This is a genomic window from Dechloromonas hankyongensis (assembly GCF_022012295.1).
GTDB lineage: Bacteria > Pseudomonadota > Gammaproteobacteria > Burkholderiales > Rhodocyclaceae > Azonexus > Azonexus hankyongensis.
This window is the reverse complement of the sequence record NZ_JAKLTN010000009.1, coordinates 1-20,294: the sequence shown is the minus strand read 5'-3', so window position 1 is coordinate 20,294 and position 20,294 is coordinate 1. Positions and strand designations below refer to the sequence as shown.

Genomic DNA, 20,294 nt, shown 5'->3' with positions numbered 1-20,294 from the left:
TGGTCGATGGAGTTTAGTGAAGACAAGGCTGGCTGTTCCCAGCCGCAGCGGCGAACGCTGGGGGCGGGGACCCTGGCCGCCGTCATCGTCGGGATCGCCATTTCGCAAGTGGCGCTGGTCGGCGTGCTGCAAGGCGTTGGCGTGGCAGATCAACTACCCCTGTGGCTGATCGGCATCGCCTTCGCCTGCGCCTACCTGCTGGCCATCAGCTACGCGCTGACCTTCTCCGAGCTGTCGCTGATGATGCCGTCCAGCGGCGGCCTGAGCACCTATACCGAAGTCGCCATCGGCAACTTCCCGGCCTTGCTCGCCACCTTTTCCGGCTACGTGGTGGTCAATGTCTTCGGTGTCCCGGCCGAACTGATGCTGTTCGACAGCGTCGTGCGCGAGATCGGTGGCATCGACCTGCCGCCCAAGGTCATGGCCCTGTCGCTGCTAGTCGTCCTGGCCATCCTCAACATCCGGGGGACAGATGTGTTCGCGGCGCTGCAAAACAGCACGGCGGTCGTCAAGGTCGGCCTGGTCCTGGTCAGCGGCCTGGCGATGCTCTGGCTGGTCCCCGAGGCGGCTCCGGCCGCACCGCTTGGGCCAGGGGCGGGGCAGGGCACGGCCGGCGGCGGCTTCGGCATGGTGGTGGGCCTGTTCTTTTGGTGCCTGGTCGGCGCCGAATTCGTCTGCCCGATGATCGGCGAGGTGAAAAATCCCGGCCGGGCCATTCCCCGGGCGATGATCCTCGGCATCACCGCCCTGGCTTTCCTGTTCGCCCTCTACTCGCTGGGCGCCCGGCGCTTGCTGCCCCCCGAATTGCTGACCGGCAGCGCCTTCCCGCATCTCGACTATGCGCGCATGGCGTTCGGGCGCATCGGGGCGGCGGTGCTGCTGCTGACCGCCGTCGCGGCCACCGTCGGGCTGGTCAATGCGGTTCTCGCCGGCATCTCCCGCCAACTGCAGGGGATGGCCCAGAATGGCCAGGCCTTCGGCTTCCTCGCCTGGCGCCATCCCCGCTACGACTCGCCGTGGGCGGCCATCGTCGCGATCACGGTCGCTTTCGGGGCGCCGATCCTGCTCATGGGCGACCGGCCGGAAACGATCATGACCCTGGTCATCGCCGCCTCGACCTCGTGGCTGATCGCCTACATCGTCGCCCACATCAACCTGATCGTCCTGCGTCGCCGCTATCCGCAGGCGAAGCGGCCGTTCCGTTCGCCCTTCTTCCCGCTGCCCCAGCTGATCGGCATTGGCGGCATGGTCTATGTCATCGCCTGCAGCCCGGACGAGGTAACGGCCCTCACCGGTTATGTCCTGGGCGTCGTCGGGGTGGCCTCGGCGCTGTGGACGCGTTTCGTGATGAAGCGGGGGCTGTTCGCACCGGAGCCCTTTTTTTCCGATTCTTGATACAGCCTGAAAAGGGCCTCGCCGGATACTGATCTCACGCTCCCTAACGAGTCGAACGAGGTCACAAAATGCAAAAACTCTCATCGCGGCTGGCGCTGTTGGCCCTGCCGCTCTGCCTGGCGGCGGCCACGGCGCAGGCCGGCAAGGATCGGCCGCCTCCCTTGCCGGAGGAGGAAATCCGCGTCGAACGCGCCGCCCCGCCGGACGGCAACCGGCTGTACGTCACCGATTTCGTCTTCAACCACATGGCCGACGGTCGTGTGCATGTGGTGGATGGCACTGCGGCGAGCTACCTCGGCGTGGTGATGGCCGGCTACGGCGCGCTGACCACGGTGTCGGCCGACGGCAAGTCCATCTACGTGGCGACCACCTACTACCCGCGCCTCTATCGCGGCCAGCGCAGCGACGTGGTCGAAATCCACGACGCCGAAACGCTGGAGCTGAAGGCCGAGATCGACATTCCGCCCAAGCGCGCCCAGGCCGCCTCGTACCGCAGCATGCTGGTGCCGAGCGCTGATGGCCGCTTCCTGTACGTGCAGAACGCCACTCCGGCAACGTCGGTGAGCGTGGTCGACCTGCAGGCCAAGAAGTTCGTCGCCGAAATCCCGACTCCCGGCTGCTGGTCCATCCAGGCCTGGGACAAGAGCGACAAGGGCAATCGTTTCTCGACCCTGTGCGGCGACGGCACGATGTTGACCGTTACGCTCGACGACGCCGGCCAGCCGGCCACCCGCGAGCGCAGCCAGCGCTTCTTCGATCCGGACAAGGACCCGATCTACGTCCATCCGGAAATGCTCGGCGACGACCGCTACTTCGTTTCCTACCTCGGCGACGTGTACAAGGTGACCCTGGCCGGCGACAAGCCGAGCTTCGCCACGCCGTGGTCCCTGCTCGATGCCCGCGACCGCAAGGCCAACTGGCGGCCGGGCGGCATGCAGGTGACGACCATGCACCGGGCCAGCGGCACCTTCTACGTCAATATGCACGACAAGGGCGCGGAAGGAACGCACAAGAATCCGTCCAAGGAAATCTGGGCCTTCGATGTCGCCAGCCACAAGCGGGTGGCGCGCATTCCTTCCAACGAGGCCATCTCGCTGGTCGCCAGCCAGGGCAATGCGCCGCTGCTCTACTCGCTCAATGTCGAGAAGGGCGAGATCGTCGCCCGCAAGATCCAGAAGGGCTACCCGGTCGCCAAGACGATGAGCGGCGTCGGCGAAACCTCGCTGTTCATGGAGGTGCGCTGACATGGGAGCGACCACTTTCCTGTTCGACCCGGTCGTTGTTCATGCCGCCGCGGCTGCCATGGGGATCATCCTGATCACCGGCGCGCTGGGCAAGCTGCGCGACCTGGATCTGTTCCGCTATGCCGTGGAGAACTACGGTCTGCTCAGCGGTGGTTCCGCCGTGCTGTTTGCCCGCCTCTTCCCGGCTGCTGAACTGCTCGCCGGCCTGGCGTTGATCCTCGACGCCACGCGGCCGCTCGGCGTGCTGCTCGGTCTGGCCGTCATGGTCGTGGCCACCGGCGGCGTGGCGATCAACCTGCTGCGCGGCATGGGGCGCATCGAATGCGGCTGCGGCACCGGCGGCCAGCGCATTTCGTGGGGCCTGGTCGTGCGCAACCTGTTCCTCTGTGCGGCCCTCGTCCTGGCCGCTGCCGACGAGCTGCCGCGCAGCCTCGGCGCTATCGATTATTTCAGTGTGGCAGGCGCGATCCTGGCCTTGCTGGTGCTCTACGCCAGCGCCAACCAGTTGCTTGCCAATCAACCGCTTTTGAAGGAGTTGCAATCATGATGGATCCGCTCGCCCTCTCCGTAATCGCCCTGTGGGTCGTCGTCGTCGCCCTCGGCATCTGCGTTCTTGCCCTCTCTCGCCAGATCGGCATCCTCTACGAGCGCGTCGCGCCGATGGGGGCGCTGATGATGGACCACGGCCCCAAGGTCGGCGAACTGGCCCCGCCGGTCGAAGTCACCACCTGGGAAGGCCAGGGCCTGACCATCGGCACGGCCACCGCCAAGAGCACGCTGCTCTTCTTCGTATCGCCGACCTGCCCGGTGTGCAAGAAGCTGCTGCCCATCATCCGCTCCGTGCAGTCCCGCGAAAACCGCTGGCTGAACGTCATCCTCGCCTCGGACGGTGACCGCCCCGAGCACGCCACCTTCCGCGACAAGCACCAACTCGGCGACTTCCCCTACGTGCTGTCGCAGCCGCTGGGCATGGCCTACAAGATTTCCAAGCTGCCCTACTGCGTGCTGCTCGACGCCAACGGCTTCGTCCGTGCCAAGGGCCTGGTCAATTCCCGCGAGCAGGTCGAAAGCCTGATGACGGCCTACGAAAGCGGCATCGCCTCGGTGCAGGAGCACATCGACCGTCAGTTGCTCGCCGCCGAAGCTCATCCGGAAAAGGCCTGAGTCATGGACTTCCTCAAATTACTCGATCGCTTCACCGAGCGCCGTACGCGCTCGGTAGCCAGCAACACCGGCCGGCGCGGTTTCCTGGTCGGTGTCAGCAAGCTCCTGGTGGCCGGCGCCTTCGCGCTGCCGGTGCTGCCCTTCGACCGCACCAACAATGCCCACGCCGCCGGCGGTCACGGCAGCGCCCCGAAAAAGCGCGAACCGACCGAGACCGATTGCGACTACTGGCGTTATTGCAGCGTCGATGGCTTCCTGTGCTCCTGCTGCGGCGGCACGATGACGACCTGCCCGCCGGGCAGCACGCCGTCGGCCGTGTCGTGGGTCGGCACCTGCCGTAACCCGGCCGACGGCCGCGACTACCTGGTCAGCTACAACGACTGCTGCGGCAAGACGTCCTGCGGGCGCTGCTTCTGCAACACCAACACCCGCGAACGGCCAGGCTACCGGATGGGCGTGCACAACGACATCAACTGGTGCATGGCCAACCAGAGCAGCCACTACCACTGCACGGTGTCGGTCATAGTCGGCCTGGAAGAGGGGCAGTCATGAAGCGCCTGATGGTTGCCGTGGCCTGCGGACTGCTCGCCGGTGTCGCCGTGGCCCAGGATGGCAAGGCGGTCTATGATGCCAACTGCGCCGCCTGCCACCAGCCGGATGGTGCCGGCGCGCTCGGCCTGGCGCCGCCGCTGGCCGGCACGCTGGGCAAGCGGCTGGCGGTGCCCGAAGGGCGCAAGTACCTGCCGGGCATCGTCATCGCCGGCCTAGCCAGCAAGATGGAATCGAAGGGCGTGCTCTACGAAGGCATCATGCCGAACTGGCAACAGTTCTCGGATGCCGAACTGGCCGCCGTGCTCAACCACGTGCTGACCACCTTCAACACCGCCGAACTGCCGGCCGACTTCACCCCCATCGAGGCCGACGAACTGGCCGCTACCCGCGCCAAGAAGCCGACCGCCAAGGAACTGCGCGCCTGGCGCGCCGCCTCCCAGTAAGGAAAACGCCATGCGCTTCGCTTCCATCACCCGCAGCGTCCTCCTGCTCGCCGGCCTGACCGGCTTGCTGTCCGGCGAGGCCATGGCCGATGCCGCCAAGAAGAACTACCGTTTGTACTGCATGGGCTGCCATCAGGCCGACGGCAGCGGCTCGCCGGAAAACGGCATCCCCAGCATGCGCGACGAGGTCGGTCATTTCCTGCGCGTGCCGGAGGGCCGGGCCTACCTGTCGCAGGTGCCGGGCACGCTCAATACGCCGCTCGGCGACGGCGAAACAGCCGACCTGCTCAACTGGGTGATGAGCAATATCGGACGCAGCAGCATCCCGGCCGATTTCAAGCCCTACACCGCCGACGAAGTTCGGGCCTATCGCGCCAGCGTGCCGCAGGACATTCCCGGCATGCGGGTGCGGCTGGTCAAGCAGCTCGACAGCATCCAGCTCGGCGCGGCCCGCTAACCGGAGTTTCCATGAACGCTTTGCAATCCTTGCGCCGTGGCGTGATCGCCACGGCGGGGGCGGTCTTCGCCTCGCTTTTCTTCTGCCTGCTGGTCAGCCCGGAATGGCTGACCGGTTGGGGCACCGTCATCCTCGTCGCCATGGTGCCGGCGCAGATCGTCATCAGCCTGGTGTGGCAGTCCGGCTATCCCAAGCGGCTGGCCGATCTGCCGCAACCGCTGCGCGGACTCGCCTTTACCGGGCTCAATGCGCTGGTTGGCGCCGCCGTCGCCTATCTCGCCTGGCAGACGCTCGGGGGCGGCATGGATCTGCCGACCCCTTTCCTGATCATGTACCTGATCTTTTCCGTGGCGGTGATGCTGGTTCTCGTTGTGCCGCTGCAATGCTGGCCCTTCGCCCAGACGATCTGCCATCCCGGCCTGATGGGCGGGGCGCTGCTGCTGGCTGCCTATGCGCTGGCCTACGCTCTGTTCCGTGGCTTGTTCGACTTCGGCTTCCTGGCCGAAGCACCGTTCTACCGCCCCGAACTCGACCCGCACGGCCTCTTCATGGCCTGGATTCCGCTGGTCTTTAGCATCGCCATGCTGGTGCCGGTACTCGGGCTGGTGCTGTTCGATTTCTGGCCGGTGAGTGCGCTCGCCGGCAAGGTTTCGCTACTGGGCAAACAGCCGGTATTCGGCCTGCTCGCCCTGGCCCTCATCGTCGCCGTGGCCGGCGGCCTGTGGACGGTTTTCGTCGGGCAGGGCATGGACCAGGTGCTGTTCATGGTGCGCATCTGCGTCACCGTCAATTTCGGCTACTTCATCTTGCTCGTCATGTTCGACGGTGTGCCGGCGCTGAAACTACCGCAACCTTGGCGCGGCCTGGTTCTCAACGGCGCCGCTGTCGGGCTGGCGGTCACCATGCTGAGCCTGTACGAATCGCTGGCCTTGAGCCATTTCGCGCTGCCTTCCGGCGGCCCGACCTATCCGCTGGAACTGTGGCTCGCCTCCGCCATGCTCGCCGTGACCTTTCCGCTGATGGTGGTGGTTGGGAGCTATTTCAAGCCGGTATCTGTTGCTCGTGATTGATACGGTTCTTGGGGGATATCGCACTAGGAAACGGAGGTTTGTAACTCGATTTCGGCGCCAAAAGTCTATGTTCGACCAGTAGCCCTTCAATGATGCGGGCCACTGTGGTCCGCATCATTGCGAAAGCAGCGATCAATCTACTTATGTATTGTAGCGAGTGCCCATATTTTGCCGCCTAGGCTGCCAATATGTTGTTCAACACGTTAATCATTCCTGCCGGTTGATATTGAGCGTCTCTCATTTTCGCTACGACGAGATCGCGAAACAATTCATAGTTAGAGTGCTTCCAAAAACGACCAGTGAATCGCTTTAGTATTTCGCGGCCTTGAAATTGTTTCATCCATTCGTCTGACTTTAGCGCTCCCTGATACTCAAGCGTTAAGGTCGCCTCAAGCTCTTTTAGGCGCTCTAAGTTGAGCTCCTTATCCATGATTTGTTGCAGTCGATTGCTCGATCTTTCAATTGCGATGCGAAGCGTTTCTGCGGGGCGATTATCGGCCGGGTCTCCAGCAAGTTGAAGCGTCGAAAGTACGAGGGAGTTAACTTGACGTGATATTCGATGGCGAACGAGTTGAGGAAGAGTCTCTTCAGCGATGCTGCGCAGTACAGCCTTGATTTTTTCAGCAGTGTTAACCTCGTGTGGTATCTCGCCCTTGATGCTACCTAAGACGCCCAGTATGTGCTCAGGTGAGAGTAAATAGTTTTCGATATGGTAGACATCCCAAGCCAGTGCGTGGGAATGCTTGGCGGCTTCGTCTTCATCTGAATCCCTGTCGACGACTGAGAATATTTTGATGGGGAGACCACCTTTGGCAATCGATGTCTCAAGCACGCCGTGAAGATTTCGTACCCGGGATTTGTGTTCGCCTGATATGCAATTGATCGTAGCCGAGAATGTCGGGAAGAGCTGACCAACAAGCCATTCATCAAGCCCGGGAGTCCCTCTGCCCTCGAAGATAACCAGCTTGGATCCAGGACGGTAACTGGCGAGATCCCCAACGAGGTCGATGATGGCACGTTCCAAATCATCAGCGGAGATTGACCGGATTTGGTTGTCGCTGCTTTCCGCAGAGAGAGGTGGAAACATGTGGAAAACCGAGAACTCCGGTTGCCCAACTGCCTGTCTCAAAATTGCATCAGAATGCGTTATCAGCCAAATCTGATTACCTAGTGCTTTCCCAAGGTGTCGGTGGTAGAAGGTTGGAAGTCCTCTAGTGAGGCGGGGATTCAAATGTAACTCTGGTTCGTCTATCAAAACCACAGAGTTCATTGGAGCCGCATTACGTAACCGAAGATATCCATATAGGATTTCCTTCTCACCAGAACTCAAATCGTTCAAATCATGGGTGCCGCCAGATGATGTGCGGACAGGGAACTCGAGTGTGCCTGAAGCGGTCGGTTGTGGTCCAAGGAACTCTTTATCGGGAAAGAACGTTTGAAACAGCTCTTTCAGTGTTTCTATGAGCGTTTCCCGCTTTCCTTGCGCTACGCCTGCCTTTTCCGCGAGCACCTCGGAAACATATCCTGCTGCCAATTCGCTTTTGACGTTCTGATATTTGTTGATGTAGTTATATAGGGCGTGGTTTCGCAGATTTTGTTCAGAGGCGTCCAGATTAAGATTGACCCCACCGATCTGCTCTCTGTTAAACATTCGCTGCGGCCCGTGATAATCCAATACACCAAGCTTATCTGGGAGGTACGTTCCAAACATGACTTCCAAGACTTTGGACTCGGTTACCAGTATGTCGCCAGACGGCTGGATCGCGATTTGCCCCAAGAAGGATGGCTGCTCTAGTTCAGTCATCAACTGAGCCAAGTTGGCAAGCGCATTTTTGTTCACTTCATCTTGATGCACACGGAGTTGAGGCCCGAGCACAGCCATCCCTGAGTACCGCCATCCGTAGGTCTGTTCTGCAATGGTGCGCCATGCACCTTGAGTCAGAAGTGAAAGAGCATTGAGCTTTAGATAATCTCTTTCTGCTTGCGAAAGACCTATTTGCGCGCGGATAACGAGTTCTTTTGTCTTATCTTGAAACAGCGAGGTCATCTGCCTTGCATCCCCAATGGCGATCTGGAATTCCCCCATCCAATGATGCCATTCGTTTGGCTGATATCCGCCATATGCAGACTTTAGGAAACGAAGTGCGTCGAGAACGCAGGATTTCCCGCAGCCGTTTGGTCCCGCTATTACAACCATGTCCTGGAGATCGGACATTTGCAGCGTGGTAATGCCACGAAAGTTTCTTATTTGGACTTGCTCGAATCTCATGGCTGCTCCCAATCGTTATGCGTCTGGCAAATATTGTAAATGTCATTGTGCGCTAGATAAAACTAGAGCCGCTCACGCGATATCGTGCAGACGAAATAAATTCAGCAGCAGATTGCGGATTCTCTATTCGGTGTTGGCCGGTGTTACTTTGTCATAAAGATGCAGTTGTTCTTATTGAAGAGACTAAATTCAATTGCTTAGGCGCCGCCCTCCCCAAGCGCAATACCCATAGTCGCAGCGACACAGGCTTCCTCAATTCCTTCCAGCTCCGCATGACGCGGCTTGTTTTCCGAGATGAGCAGCATCAGGCCCTCGATCTGCATGGCGATGAGGGCGGCGCGGTGTTGAACTTCCTTTTCGGCCAACGCCGGATTGGCGGCGGCGATCAGGCGGGCGAGGTTGGCGCGGTGGTGGCTGTACATTCTGTCGAAAATCTCGCGGCCGATCGGGTCGCGGGTGGCGAGTGACCAGATTTCGACGAACAGTTTTTCCGATTCCCCTTTCTTCGTATCGGCCAGCAGGTAGCGGATGGCTGCTTCCAGTTTGTCGCGCGGCGCGATGTCCAGCGTCTCGATGTCCCGGTAGGCCGGGTCGTAGCCTTCCATGACCGACTCGAGCATCGCCTGCAACAGGCTTTCGCGGCTTGGGAAGTAGTGCTGGACGTTGGACAGCGAAATGCCCGTCCGCTCGGCGACCTGGCGCATGGTCATTTCGCCGTAGCCGCCTTCGATGAACAGGCGCCGCGCGACATCGAGGATTTCCTGCACCTTGGCCCGCCCCTTGGCGGTTTTGGCTTCGGCTCGGCCGGCGGGTTGCAGTGCTGCGTTTTTCATGGCGATTTAAAAAATAGGTCGATAGACAAATTTTCTCATTAAACCCCGTTGACGAAATAGGTCGCGCGACCTAATATTCATTAACAAGTTAGTCATGCAATTGATTCCGCAATAGTGAAATCCGGTTTGGCAAAGGAGAGCGGTATGGAGGAAATGGAAGCCAAGGCGCAAGGCCGGCGGCGCTTTCTCGGCGGCCTTGCCGGCAGCGTCGGGCTGGCCGGCGTGCCGGGCCTGGCGGCTGCGGCGAGCGAGCCGGTTATCCGCAAGCCGGGGCGCGATGCCTACGACGTGATCGTCATCGGCGCCGGGTTTGCCGGTCTGGCGGCGAGCCGCGATCTGGCGAAAAGCGGTCTGTCGCTTTTGTTGCTGGAAGCGCGCAACCGCATCGGCGGGCGGACTTTCACGTCGGCCTACCAGGGCAAGAAGATCGAGCTGGGCGGCACCTGGATTCATTGGAGCCAGCCCTACGTGTGGAACGAAATCACCCGCTACGGCCTCGGTATCGAGGAAAGCCCGGGGGCGGCGGCCGAGACGGTGTCGTGGATCAGCGGCGGCAAGCTGCATAACGGCAAGGCCGGCCCGGTGTGGGAGAAGATCGCCAAGGCTATGGAGCGCTTCTGCAATGTGGATGGCCAGGGGGGCCGCGAGGTACTGCCGCTGGCGCACGACCCGCTGTTCCGCAAGGAAGCCCTGGCGCGCTGGGATGCGCTGTCGCTGCAGGACCGGCTCGACGCCCTGCATCTGAACCGCGAAACGCGCGACCTGCTCAGCCCCCAGCTCAGCATCAACTGCCATAACGAACTGGCGCAGGCCGGCTTTGCCGACATGCTGCGCTGGTGGTCGCTCGGCGATTTCGACATGAATCGCATGTTCGACAAGCTGGGCCGCTACAAGATACGCGAAGGCATGGGCGAACTGGCGGCACGCATGCTGGCCGATTGCGGCTGCGATGTCGCCTTGTCTGAGCCGGTGGCCGCGGTGACCCGCCACGAAGACGGAAGCGTGGTGACCACCGCCAAGGGCGCGACCTATCGGGCGCGTGCCGTGGTCATGGCGGTGCCGCTGAACGTGCTGAAAAACATCCGGATGACGCCGGAGCCGAGCGCAGGCAAGCAGAAGATGGCCGCCGACGGCCACACCGGGCGCGGCACCAAGTGCTACATCCATATCAAGCAGAAGGTCGGCAACTGGATGGGCATGGCGCCGCACCCCAGCCCGATCACGCTGACGTGGACCGAGCAGCAGCGCGATGACGGCACCTTGCTCGTCTGCTTCGGGCCGCCGGGGTTGCTCGACATCACCGACGAAGAGGCGGTGCAGACGGCCTTGCGCACCCTGCTGCCGAAGGCCGAGGTGCTGGGTGTGACCGGCTACCAGTGGGATGTCGATCCGTATTCGCGCGGCACCTGGTGCTGGTATCGGCCGGGCCAGTTGACCGGCGGGTTGCAGGAATTGCGCCGCGCCGAGCAAGGGGTATTCATGGCCGGTTCCGACCAAGCCGAAGGCTGGCGCGGCTTCGTCGATGGTGCGCTGGAATCGGGCATCACGGCGGCGCGCGACGTGCGGGCTTACCTGAAGGGGCGGGCATGAAGAAGCTGATTTTCCCGTTCCTCGCCCTGCTGGCGGGCGCCGCCGGTGCCGCCGAGTGCAACCTCGACAAGGGCCAGAAGACTTTCGCCAACAAGTGCGGCATTTGCCACGTCGCGGCGGCCGGTGCCGCCCATACGGTCGGTCCGAATCTGTACGGCATCTATGGCCGTGAGCCGGCCAAGGCAGAGGGCTTCAGCTATTCCGAGGCGATGGCCGCCAAGCAGGGAGCCTGGGACGAAACCCGGCTCGATGCCTTCCTGACCTCGCCGAATACCGTCGTGCCCGGTACTGCCATGCCCTTCCAGGGTCTGAAGTCGGCGGCCGAGCGGCAAAACCTGATCTGTTACCTGCAAACCCTGATTAAGGAGTAATTCGATGGTCGCATTCCTGCAAAAAATGGTTGTCGCGGTGCTGCTCGGGCTGGCTGCTGTGGCTGCGCAGGCTGGCGATGCCGGGCTCGACAAGGTCATCGGCGAGCGTTTGGCCGTTCTCGAAAAAGCCTGGGAGAAGGGCGATGCCAAGACCATCGCCACCCAGGTCTGGGGCAGCGATGCCGTCATCCACGGCGAAGGCCAGAAGGCGGTGGTCAATACGCCGGAAGGCATCCACGGCACCATCGAGCACCTGCTGGCCGACACCCGCAAGGTCAAGCTCGGTGTGCATACGATCCGCCGCCTCGGGCCGGATGCCGCGCTGTCCTGGGTGACCTGGCATGTCACGCCCAAGGCCGAGGACAAGCCGTTCGAGGTGCGCTCGCTGTTCGTATGGAGCAAGGGCAAGGAGGGCTGGCGCATCCGGGCCGACATGTATTCGATGGGGGCGATGTAAGGCGAAGCACCGGCAACCGGGGCACCAACCCCGATCTGATGTGGATCAAGAAAAGTTGCCGATTTTTGATAACGGACACTGAGGGGCAATTCCTACACTGCCCCTAACCAGTGAAATTGGTTGCGGCCGGCCGGAGGGGTTGGCTCTGTTCACCACACAGGAGGTTGAAATGATCATGTTCAAGAAGGCCGGGGCCGCAGCGATCCTGGCTACCGTATTCTCCGCGTCGTTCTCCGTCCAGGCCGGGACGGACGCCGATGCCGCCAAGCTCGGCAAGGAACTGACCCCGGTCGGTGCCGAGAAGGGTGCCAACAAGGATGGCTCCATTCCCGCCTGGGCCGGCAACGAGCCGCAGGCTTCCGGCTGGAGCTATGGCAAGAGCCGCGCCGACGCCTGGAAGCACAAGGGCGACAAGCCGCTGTATTCGATCGATGCCAGCAACGTCGACAAGTACGCGGCGCAACTGTCGCCGGGCCAGGTTCAGCTGATCAAGCAGAACAAGGGCTACAAGATGGATGTCTATCCGTCCCGCCGTACCTGCGGCAATCCCGACTTCGTCGCCGACAACACCAAGAAGAACGTCACCACCGCCAAGATCGGTGCCGACGGCTGGAGCCTGAAGGAAGCTACCGTGCCGGGCATCCCCTTCCCGGTGCCGCACTCCGGCACGGAGGCGATGTGGAACGTCAAGATGAAGTACGCCGGTGTCGGTTTCGAATATCCGACCCTGTACACCGCCCTGTCGCCGCGCCCGGGTTCCAGCGAGTGGATCGCCGCCACCTCGACGCAGACCTATTTCTTCCCGTGGGGCAAGAAGGGCTCGGCCCAGTTCTCCGCCATGCCGCCGGTCGAGTACTACACCTACTTCGCCTACAAGTCGCCGACCGCACTGGCCGGCCAGTCGCTGGCGATCACCGTGTTCGCCGACAAGACCAACGAGGTGTTCTACTACTTCCCGGGCCAGCGCCGCGTCCGCCGCATGCCGACCTACGCCTATGACGCGCCGCAGATCGGCTTCGAGAACCAGTACACGATGGACGAGCCGCGCATGTTCAACGGCACCATCGAGCGCTTCGACTGGAAGCTGGTCGGCAAGAAGGAAATGATCGTCGGCTACAACGCCTTCGGCATGTACGACCCGAACGTCAAGTTCAGCGACGTCACCAAGGAAAACGCCGTCGATAGCGCCCATCGCCGTTACGAGACGCACCGCGTGTGGGTGGTCGAAGCCACTGTCAAGTCGGGCGTCCGCCACGTCGCGCCGAAGCGCACCTTCTACATCGACGAGGACAGCTGGTCCATCGTCGTCGCCGAGGACTACGACGCCCAGGGCAAGCTGTGGAAGCTGCGCGAAGGCTTCGTCATCCCGGTCTATGAAACGGGCAGCTGCGACAACCCGGCTTTCGTCCAGTACAACCTGATCGACAACCGTTACCTGGTCGACCAGAGCTCGCTCGGCGGCGGCAAGGACATGAAGTGGTTTGTCGAAGCCAACGATCCGAAGCTGAAGGAAGGCTTCTACACCTCGGACAACCTGCGCGCCATCAGCGAACGCTGAGCCGACTGAACGGAAAAAGAGGGTAAAACCATGCACACCATATTCAAGAAAACCGTTCTGGCAGCGCTGATTGGCTACGTGGGGGCGGCCTCCGCCTTCACCTTCGAAACCGAAAGCATTTCCGGCAGCTTCGATTCGACCGTGTCGCTGGGCACCGGCATCCGGGCCCAGGGGCCGTCGAGTGACCTGGTCGTCGCCGGCGCCTCGGGCAACGGCGCGCCGACCGGCAACACGACCTTCCAGGGCGTCGGCGATCAGGGCAACATCAACTACAAGAAGGGCGATGCCTTCACCACCTACCTGAAGGGTACGCACGAACTGCTGCTCAAGATGCCGGACGACTGGAAGTTCATGGGCCGCTTCAGCTGGCTGCGCGACTTCACGGCGACCAAGACGACCGGCTTCGTCAGCGCGGCGACCGGCCCCAACGGCTACACCGCTTCGCTGTCCGACGACGCGCGCGACGATCTGGAGTTCAAGACCCGCCTGCTCGATTTGTGGGTGAGCAAGGAATTCTCGGTCGGCGAGCAACGCGCCCGGGTCCGTGCCGGCAACCAGGTGATCAGCTGGGGCGAGAGCCTGTTCCTGCCCGGCGGCATCAACCAGGTGAACGCCATGGACATCATGCGCTTGTCGCAGCCTGGCACGCAGCTGAAAGAGGTGTTCCTGCCGGCGCCAATCGTCAGCTTCGCCACCGGCCTGGGTCACGGCGTGAACGTCGAGGCCTACTACCAGGCGGCGTGGAACGCCAACTACTTCCCGCCGACCGGCAGCTACTGGTCGCAGGTGAACGGCCTGGGCGTCGGCGACAGCACCTACGGCATCAATCGCGTCAAGGCCAAGGACTCCGGCCAGTACGGCGCCGCCGTGCGCTGGCAGCCGTCGGGCACCCAGTTGAACCTCGGTTTCTACGCCATGGCCTACCACGACAAGGCGCCGAACCTGGCCATCGATCCCAATTCCATGGCCTTCGAATGGCAGTACGCCGAAGACCGCCGCATGTACGGGGTTTCGGCCAACCTGCCGGTCGGCGACTGGGCTATCGGCACGGAATTGTCCTACCGGCCGAAGGATGCCGTTTCGCTTAACCCGGGTTTCGACCTGTGCGCCTCGAATGGCGGCAAGTGCTGGGTGGACGAGAAGAAGTTCCAGTGGCACCTGACCGGCCTGCTGAGCATGACGCCGGGCGACTACGGCGGCATCCTGAAGGCGCTGGGCAATGCCTCGACGGCGACTTTCATGATCGAAGCCGTGGCTACCTACTATCCGAAGCTGAAGAAGTACTACGGTGCCGAGCCGATCGGCGCCGGCGTCTGGGCCTGGGGCCAGGAATTCAACCTGGGCAACAGCGCGGAAGCCGTGGGCGACAAGCTGTCCTGGGGCTACAACCTGGACTTCAGCTGGACCTACGACGGCAACCTGATACCGGGTTGGCAGGTCACGCCGGAGATCTACTACTTCCAGGCGGTGAGCGGCCGCACGCCGAACGCCTCGGCGCTGTTCATGGAAGGGGCGAAGTCGACCAACTTCATCGTCAGCTTCACGCAGAACCCGGCCAAGTGGCAGGCCGGCGTGAACTACGCCAAGTTCTGGGGCGGCTCGCGCGTCTATGACCAGCCGTACAAGGACCGCGATTTCTTCGGTGTCTACGTGTCGCGCAACTTCTAAAGCGACTCAAGGCCAGGGGGCGCTCGCCCGCCGCCTGGCCCAAACCATAAGAACAAATCATCTCCCGCAGGACAGCTCATCATGCTCAACCTTTTCAGCGTCGACGATGTCGACAAGTACCTGACTCATGCCCTCGGCGGGTTGGAGAATTTCTGCTTCAAGTTCCGGACGCCCTTCCTGATCTGGCTGGCCATCTTTACCGCCGTGATGGGCTATTTCGCGCTGCAGCTGCGCATGGAAGCCGGTTTCGAGAAGCAGATGCCGACCGGCCACGAATACATCGAGACTTTCCACAAGTACCGCAACGACGTGCTCGGCGCCAACCGCCTGAACGTCGTGGTCAAGGCCAAGAAGGACACCATCTGGACGCAGGCCGGCCTGAAGCGCCTGTACGACGTGACCCAGGCGGTGATCTACCTGCCGGGCGTCGACCGCCTCGGCGTGCAGTCGCTATGGACGCCGAACAGCTTCGTCAATGAAATCACCGAAGAGGGCTTCCGCGCCGATCCGCTGATTTCCGGCACCGTGACGCCGGACCAGCTCAATTCCGAAATCATCGCCGGCATCCAGCGCTCGGCCAGCCAGGGCGGCTTCGTCGGCACGCTGGTGTCGCGCGACCAGACCAGCGCGATGATCGTCGCCGAACTGGCCGAGGTGGACAAGGACGGCAACAAGATCGACTACGTCGCCTACAACGACAAGCTGGAAGGCCTGCGCAAGCAGTTCGAGGACGCCGATTTCGAAATCCAGATCATCGGCTTCGCCAAACAGATCGGCGACATCGCCGACGGCGCCTCGTCAGTGCTCGAATTCTGTGCCGTGGCCCTGCTGCTGACGGCGGGGGCGGTGTATTGGTACTGCCATTCGCTGCGTTTCACCATCCTGCCCATCGTCTGCTCCTTCACCTCGCTGGTCTGGCAGTTCGGCGCCCTGCGCCTGCTCGGCTTCGGCCTCGATCCGCTGGCCGTGCTGGTGCCCTTCCTGGTCTTCGCCATCGGCGTGTCGCACGGCGTGCAGCAGATCAACTTCATCGTGCGCGAACTGGCGCACGGCAAGACCACCGAACAGGCGGCCCGCGCCAGCTTCTCCGGCCTGCTGATTCCCGGTGTGCTGGCCCTGGTCACCGCCTTCGTTTCCTTCATCACGCTGATCCTGATTCCCATCCCGATGGTGCGCGAACTGGCGATCACCGCCTCGCTCGGCGTCTTCTTCAAGATCACCACCAACCTGGCGATGCTGCCCATCGCCGCGTCCTTCTTCACCTTCACCAAGGAATACGCCGACAAGGCGATGATGAAGCGCGACAAGCGGGCCCGCTGGTTGCGTGCCTTGGCCCGCGTCGCCGAACCGCGCAATGCGGCCATCGTCATCGCGCTGACGCTCGGCGTGTTCGCGGTTTCCGTGTGGCAGAGCAGCGACCGTGTCATCGGCACGCTGCAGCCCGGCGCCCCGGAACTGCGCCCGGAAGCCCGCTTCAACCGCGATGCGGTGGCCATTTCGGAAGCCTACGACACTGGCCTCGACTGGCTGACCGTGGTCTTCGAGACGGCGCCGGAGTCCTGCGAGAACGTCGCGCTCGGCCTCTACCAGGACCAGTTCGTCTGGCACATGCAGAACACCGAGGGCGTGCTATCGGCCATTTCCTTCTCCGGCCAGTTGCGGACCTATAACGAGGGCTACAACGAAGGCAACCCGAAGATGAACGCCATCCCCATCGATCCGGGCAATTACGCGGCGCTGGCCACCGAAATCGGCCGGATGCGCGGCTACATGCGCAAGGATTGCAGCATGACGGCGGTGCACCTGTTCCTCAACGACCACAAGGCGACGACCATCAATCGTGTCATCGACAAGGTCAAGGCCTTCCGCGCCGAGCACAAGCTCGACGGCGTCACCATCCGACTCGCTTCCGGCAATGCCGGCGTGCTGGCCGCGGTGAACGACGAGGTCGAGAAGAGCGAAATGCCGATGATGATGTACGTCTATGCCGCCATCGTCTTCCTGGTCGCCATGGTCTATCGCGATTTCCGTGCCGTGCTCGCCTGCTGCCTGCCGCTCACCGTCGGCACCTTCATCGGCTACTGGTTCATGAAGGAGCTGGAGATCGGCCTCACCGTCGCCACGCTGCCGGTCATGGTGCTCGCCGTCGGCATCGGCGTCGATTACGCCTTCTACATCTACAACCGCCTGCAACTGCACCTGTCGCAGGGCGAGAACATCGTCAAGGCGCTCGAGCATTCCATCCTCGAAGTCGGTACGGCGACCATCTTCACCGCCATCACGCTGGCCATCGGCGTCGCCACCTGGGCGTTCTCGGACCTCAAGTTCCAGGCCGACATGGGCAAGCTGCTCGCCTTCATGTTCATGGTCAATATGGTGATGGCCATGACAGCGCTGCCGGCCTTCGCCGTGTGGCTGGAAAAACTGTTCCCGCGCAAGACGCCTGTCCGCGCGCCGGGCATCCTCAACCACTGATCGGGAGCCGACCATGAACAAGCAACCCATGACGCTCCGCGCCACCACCCTGATCGCCGCGCTGCTCGGTGGCCTGATTGCTGTCCCGGCCATGGCCCAGGCACCGGCTGCTCCAGCGCCGCTCCAGGCCCAGCCGGCCAAGAAGAGCGCCGCCGCCACGCTGGCCCCCATCCAGGGCGCCGCCTACGCCGGCAAGCGCCTGGTTACGGTCGGCGACTACGGCACCATCCTGCTCTCCGACGACGAGGGCAAGACCTTCCGCCAGGCCGCCTCCGTGCCGGTGTCCTCGACGCTGACCGCCGTGCATTTCGCCGATGACAAGAACGGCTGGGCTGTCGGCCAGTGGGGCGCCATCATCCACACCGCCGATGGCGGCGAGAACTGGAGCATCCAGCGCCTGGAAACCCAGGAGGACCGGCCGCTGTTTTCGGTCCATTTCACCAATGCCCGCGAGGGCCTGGCCGTCGGCCTGTGGTCGCTGGTTCTGCGTACGCAGGATGGCGGCAAGAGTTGGACGCCGATCGATCTGCCGGCGCCGCCGGATGGCGGCAAGGCCGACCGCAACCTGTTCCGCATTTTCGCCTCCGCCAAGGGCGAACTGTTCGTCGCCGCCGAGCGCGGCATGGTCTTGCGCAGCGCCGATCACGGCCAGAGCTGGCAATACCTGAATACCGGCTACAAGGGCTCGCTGTGGACCGGCGTCGCGCTCAAGGACGGCACGCTGCTGGTCGGCGGCCTGCGCGGCACGATCTACCGCAGTCAGGACGACGGCCGCAGTTGGCAGCCGGTGGTCAGCGGCAGCAAGAGCTCGGTCACCGATCTGGTCGAGGGCGGCGGCCACGTTTTCGGCACCAGCCTGGATGGCGTGCTGCTCGACAGCACCGACGGCGGCGCCAGCTTCACCTGGAAGCAGCGCGACGACCGCCTTTCACTGACCGCCGCGCTGTGGGCCGGCAACGGGCTGGTCCGCTTCTCGCGGCACGGCGTGATCGCCGACGGGCAGGGCCTGTAGGCCGACGCAACGAACAATCAAACAGGAGACGACATGCAAACCATTTCCATGCTGATCGGCGGCCAAGCCGTCCACGCAGCCACTACCTTCCCGGTCATCAACCCGGCGAGCGGCGAGATTTTCGCTCGCGCCCCGGCCGGCGATGCCAGCCACGTCGATGCGGCGGTCAAGGCCGCCCAGGCTGCTTTCCCGGCCTGGAGCGCCAAGCCGGATGCCGAGCGCAAGGCGTTGATGCACGCGTTGGGGGCGGCACTTGAAGCCCACATGCCGGAATTGATGCGCCTGGTCACGCTGGAAACCGGCAAGCCGCAGGGTGGCCTGAACGGCGTCGGGGCGGGCATGGAAGTCGGCGGTTCGATTGCCTGGACGCATGTCACGGCCGATCTGGAACTGCCGGTCGAAGTCATTCAGGACAACGCTGAGGCGCGTGTCGAGGTGCATCGCAAGCCGCTCGGCGTGGTCGGTTCGATCACGCCGTGGAATTGGCCGCTGATGATCGCCATCTGGCACGTCATTCCCGCCCTGCGCGCCGGCAATACCGTGGTGCTCAAGCCGTCCGAAATGACGCCGGTGGCGACTGCCCGCTTCGCCGAACTGGCCAATGCCATCCTGCCGCCGGGCGTGCTCAATTTCATCACCGGCGCCGCCGGTTCCAACGTCGGCCCGGTCATGACCGGCCATCCGGGCATCGCCAAGATCGTGTTTACCGGCTCGACGGCGACCGGCAAGCGCATCATGGCCAACGCCTCGTGCAACCTGAAGCGCCTGACCCTGGAACTCGGCGGCAACGACGCCGGCATCGTGCTGCCCGATGTCGATGTGAAGGCCATCGCGCCCAAGCTGTTCGGCGTCAGCTTCCACAACAACGGCCAGACCTGCGCCTGCTTGAAGCGCCTCTACGTGCATGAAAGCATCTATGACGAGCTTTGCGGCGAACTGGCCAATCTGGCCCGTAACGCGGTGGTCGGCGACGGCATGAACCCGGAAACCCAGCTCGGCCCGATCCAGAATGTCATGCAGCTGGCCAAGGTCGAGGAGCTGGCCGCGGACGCCCGCGCCCACGGCGCCCGCTTCCTGTGCGGCGGCCAGCGCAAGGCCGGCCCCGGTTATTTCTACGAGCCGACCATCGTCGCCGATATCGCTGACGGCGTGCGTCTGGTTGACGAGGAACCCTTCGGGCCCATTCTGCCGGTCATCAAGTATTCGGACATCGACGAGGTCATCGCCCGCGCCAACAACAGCCCGAACGGTCTGGGCGGTTCGGTATGGTCGAGCGATCCGGCCAAGGCCGCCGCGCTGGCCCTGCGCCTCGAATGCGGTACGGCCTGGGTCAACGAGCACGGCGCCATCCAGCCCGACGCACCGTTCGGCGGCGTCAAGCAGTCGGGCATCGGCGTCGAGTTCGGCCAGCATGGCCTGGCGGAATACACGTCGATCCAGACGCTGAAGATCATGAAGTCCTAAGTCCTGGATACCAAGTTTTCCCTGCGTTCATCTCTCTGCTCTGTGGAGTTTTCCGGCCGCTGCGTGCGGCCGGATTTTTTTCATCCGGGAGGGAATGTTTTCCTGTTGACTTACTAATATCGTAGTGATTAAATCACTCACATATTAGTGAGTCGGTGCTATTCTTCCCTTAAAGAACGGCACTGCAGAAAAGCAACAGGAGGAGATATGAAGCTGACGAAGTTGCCGGACTCGATCCGGCTGGCATTGACCGGCGGCGGCCGGGCAGGGAA

At 62.7% G+C, this 20,294-nt stretch carries 18 protein-coding genes; 16 read left to right on the top strand and 2 right to left on the bottom strand.

What is annotated here, in order from left to right; genetic code table 11:
- The first annotated feature begins 6 nt into the window (after positions 1–6).
- The 8 genes from LZ012_RS19230 to LZ012_RS19195 all read left to right on the top strand — a co-directional run bounded on the left by LZ012_RS19230 (position 7) and on the right by LZ012_RS19195 (position 6,325).
- Positions 7–1,395, top strand: coding sequence for an APC family permease (locus tag LZ012_RS19230; protein ID WP_275712602.1), 1,389 nt, complete (start codon positions 7–9; stop codon positions 1,393–1,395).
- A gap of 68 nt (positions 1,396–1,463) precedes the next feature.
- Positions 1,464–2,639, top strand: coding sequence for an amine dehydrogenase large subunit (locus tag LZ012_RS19225; RefSeq protein WP_275712601.1), 1,176 nt, complete (start codon positions 1,464–1,466; stop codon positions 2,637–2,639).
- Position 2,640: 1 nt separating this feature from the next.
- The gene (locus LZ012_RS19220; protein WP_275712600.1) at positions 2,641–3,186 is read left to right on the top strand and encodes a MauE/DoxX family redox-associated membrane protein; all 546 of its coding nucleotides are present in this window, start codon (positions 2,641–2,643) and stop codon (positions 3,184–3,186) included.
- Positions 3,183–3,803 (top strand): methylamine dehydrogenase accessory protein MauD, encoded by a 621-nt coding sequence (mauD, locus tag LZ012_RS19215; RefSeq protein ID WP_275712599.1) that lies wholly within the window; start codon positions 3,183–3,185, stop codon positions 3,801–3,803. The genes LZ012_RS19220 and mauD overlap by 4 nt, the downstream gene beginning before the upstream one ends.
- A 3-nt stretch (positions 3,804–3,806) precedes the next feature.
- Positions 3,807–4,355 carry a methylamine dehydrogenase light chain gene (locus LZ012_RS19210; RefSeq protein WP_275712598.1) on the top strand — a complete coding sequence of 183 codons (549 nt, stop codon included), beginning with the start codon at positions 3,807–3,809 and terminating at the stop codon, positions 4,353–4,355.
- Positions 4,352–4,798 carry a c-type cytochrome gene (locus LZ012_RS19205; RefSeq protein ID WP_275712597.1) on the top strand — a complete coding sequence of 149 codons (447 nt, stop codon included), beginning with the start codon at positions 4,352–4,354 and terminating at the stop codon, positions 4,796–4,798. The genes LZ012_RS19210 and LZ012_RS19205 overlap by 4 nt, the downstream gene beginning before the upstream one ends.
- 10 nt (positions 4,799–4,808) lie before the next feature.
- Positions 4,809–5,255 carry a cytochrome c family protein gene (locus tag LZ012_RS19200; protein WP_275712596.1) on the top strand — a complete coding sequence of 149 codons (447 nt, stop codon included), beginning with the start codon at positions 4,809–4,811 and terminating at the stop codon, positions 5,253–5,255.
- An 11-nt stretch (positions 5,256–5,266) separates the two neighbouring features.
- Positions 5,267–6,325, top strand: coding sequence for a hypothetical protein (locus LZ012_RS19195; RefSeq protein ID WP_275712595.1), 1,059 nt, complete (start codon positions 5,267–5,269; stop codon positions 6,323–6,325).
- Positions 6,326–6,500: 175 nt separating this feature from the next.
- Here LZ012_RS19195 and LZ012_RS19190 read toward each other — a convergent pair whose 3' ends face one another.
- On the bottom strand, positions 6,501–8,594 hold the full coding sequence (locus LZ012_RS19190; RefSeq protein ID WP_275712594.1) for an AAA family ATPase: 2,094 nt from the start codon (positions 8,592–8,594) through the stop codon (positions 6,501–6,503).
- Between the two features lie 197 nt (positions 8,595–8,791).
- Positions 8,792–9,427 carry a TetR/AcrR family transcriptional regulator gene (locus LZ012_RS19185; protein ID WP_275712593.1) on the bottom strand — a complete coding sequence of 212 codons (636 nt, stop codon included), beginning with the start codon at positions 9,425–9,427 and terminating at the stop codon, positions 8,792–8,794.
- A gap of 144 nt (positions 9,428–9,571) precedes the next feature.
- Between LZ012_RS19185 and LZ012_RS19180 the strand changes: the two genes are divergently transcribed.
- The 8 genes from LZ012_RS19180 to LZ012_RS19145 all read left to right on the top strand — a co-directional run bounded on the left by LZ012_RS19180 (position 9,572) and on the right by LZ012_RS19145 (position 20,022).
- Positions 9,572–11,017 carry a flavin monoamine oxidase family protein gene (locus LZ012_RS19180; RefSeq protein ID WP_275712592.1) on the top strand — a complete coding sequence of 482 codons (1,446 nt, stop codon included), beginning with the start codon at positions 9,572–9,574 and terminating at the stop codon, positions 11,015–11,017.
- Positions 11,014–11,388, top strand: coding sequence for a c-type cytochrome (locus LZ012_RS19175; RefSeq protein WP_275712591.1), 375 nt, complete (start codon positions 11,014–11,016; stop codon positions 11,386–11,388). Before LZ012_RS19180 ends, LZ012_RS19175 begins: the two co-directional genes overlap by 4 nt.
- Before the next feature lie 4 nt (positions 11,389–11,392).
- Complete coding sequence (locus tag LZ012_RS19170) at positions 11,393–11,845, top strand: YybH family protein (RefSeq protein ID WP_275712590.1); 453 nt, start codon at positions 11,393–11,395, stop codon at positions 11,843–11,845.
- A 169-nt stretch (positions 11,846–12,014) separates the two neighbouring features.
- Positions 12,015–13,403, top strand: coding sequence for a DUF1329 domain-containing protein (locus tag LZ012_RS19165; RefSeq protein WP_275712589.1), 1,389 nt, complete (start codon positions 12,015–12,017; stop codon positions 13,401–13,403).
- 30 nt (positions 13,404–13,433) lie between these two features.
- Positions 13,434–15,071 carry a DUF1302 domain-containing protein gene (locus LZ012_RS19160; protein ID WP_275712588.1) on the top strand — a complete coding sequence of 546 codons (1,638 nt, stop codon included), beginning with the start codon at positions 13,434–13,436 and terminating at the stop codon, positions 15,069–15,071.
- Positions 15,072–15,152: 81 nt separating this feature from the next.
- A complete protein-coding gene (locus LZ012_RS19155; RefSeq protein ID WP_275712587.1) occupies positions 15,153–17,546 on the top strand; it encodes an efflux RND transporter permease subunit in 2,394 nt (797 codons plus the stop codon).
- Positions 17,547–17,559: 13 nt separating this feature from the next.
- Complete coding sequence (locus LZ012_RS19150) at positions 17,560–18,558, top strand: WD40/YVTN/BNR-like repeat-containing protein (RefSeq protein ID WP_275712586.1); 999 nt, start codon at positions 17,560–17,562, stop codon at positions 18,556–18,558.
- A 33-nt stretch (positions 18,559–18,591) separates the two neighbouring features.
- Entirely contained in the window at positions 18,592–20,022 is a 1,431-nt protein-coding gene (locus LZ012_RS19145) for an aldehyde dehydrogenase family protein (protein WP_275712585.1), read from the top strand.
- Positions 20,023–20,294: the final 272 nt, after the last annotated feature.

Excerpts from the sequence above, each read along its gene's own strand:
- LZ012_RS19150 (WP_275712586.1), top strand. The coding sequence starts at position 17,560 with ATGAACAAGCAACCCATGACGCTCCGCGCCACCACCCTGATCGCCGCG.
- LZ012_RS19185 (WP_275712593.1), bottom strand. The coding sequence starts at position 9,427 with ATGAAAAACGCAGCACTGCAACCCGCCGGCCGAGCCGAAGCCAAAACC.
- LZ012_RS19205 (WP_275712597.1), top strand. The coding sequence starts at position 4,352 with ATGAAGCGCCTGATGGTTGCCGTGGCCTGCGGACTGCTCGCCGGTGTC.
- LZ012_RS19145 (WP_275712585.1), top strand. The coding sequence starts at position 18,592 with ATGCAAACCATTTCCATGCTGATCGGCGGCCAAGCCGTCCACGCAGCC.
- LZ012_RS19210 (WP_275712598.1), top strand. The coding sequence starts at position 3,807 with ATGGACTTCCTCAAATTACTCGATCGCTTCACCGAGCGCCGTACGCGC.
- LZ012_RS19180 (WP_275712592.1), top strand. The coding sequence starts at position 9,572 with ATGGAGGAAATGGAAGCCAAGGCGCAAGGCCGGCGGCGCTTTCTCGGC.
- LZ012_RS19165 (WP_275712589.1), top strand. The coding sequence starts at position 12,015 with ATGATCATGTTCAAGAAGGCCGGGGCCGCAGCGATCCTGGCTACCGTA.
- LZ012_RS19190 (WP_275712594.1), bottom strand. The coding sequence starts at position 8,594 with ATGAGATTCGAGCAAGTCCAAATAAGAAACTTTCGTGGCATTACCACG.
- LZ012_RS19170 (WP_275712590.1), top strand. The coding sequence starts at position 11,393 with ATGGTCGCATTCCTGCAAAAAATGGTTGTCGCGGTGCTGCTCGGGCTG.
- LZ012_RS19225 (WP_275712601.1), top strand. The coding sequence starts at position 1,464 with ATGCAAAAACTCTCATCGCGGCTGGCGCTGTTGGCCCTGCCGCTCTGC.
- LZ012_RS19230 (WP_275712602.1), top strand. The coding sequence starts at position 7 with ATGGAGTTTAGTGAAGACAAGGCTGGCTGTTCCCAGCCGCAGCGGCGA.
- LZ012_RS19160 (WP_275712588.1), top strand. The coding sequence starts at position 13,434 with ATGCACACCATATTCAAGAAAACCGTTCTGGCAGCGCTGATTGGCTAC.
- mauD (WP_275712599.1), top strand. The coding sequence starts at position 3,183 with ATGATGGATCCGCTCGCCCTCTCCGTAATCGCCCTGTGGGTCGTCGTC.
- LZ012_RS19155 (WP_275712587.1), top strand. The coding sequence starts at position 15,153 with ATGCTCAACCTTTTCAGCGTCGACGATGTCGACAAGTACCTGACTCAT.
- LZ012_RS19220 (WP_275712600.1), top strand. The coding sequence starts at position 2,641 with ATGGGAGCGACCACTTTCCTGTTCGACCCGGTCGTTGTTCATGCCGCC.
- LZ012_RS19195 (WP_275712595.1), top strand. The coding sequence starts at position 5,267 with ATGAACGCTTTGCAATCCTTGCGCCGTGGCGTGATCGCCACGGCGGGG.
- LZ012_RS19175 (WP_275712591.1), top strand. The coding sequence starts at position 11,014 with ATGAAGAAGCTGATTTTCCCGTTCCTCGCCCTGCTGGCGGGCGCCGCC.
- LZ012_RS19200 (WP_275712596.1), top strand. The coding sequence starts at position 4,809 with ATGCGCTTCGCTTCCATCACCCGCAGCGTCCTCCTGCTCGCCGGCCTG.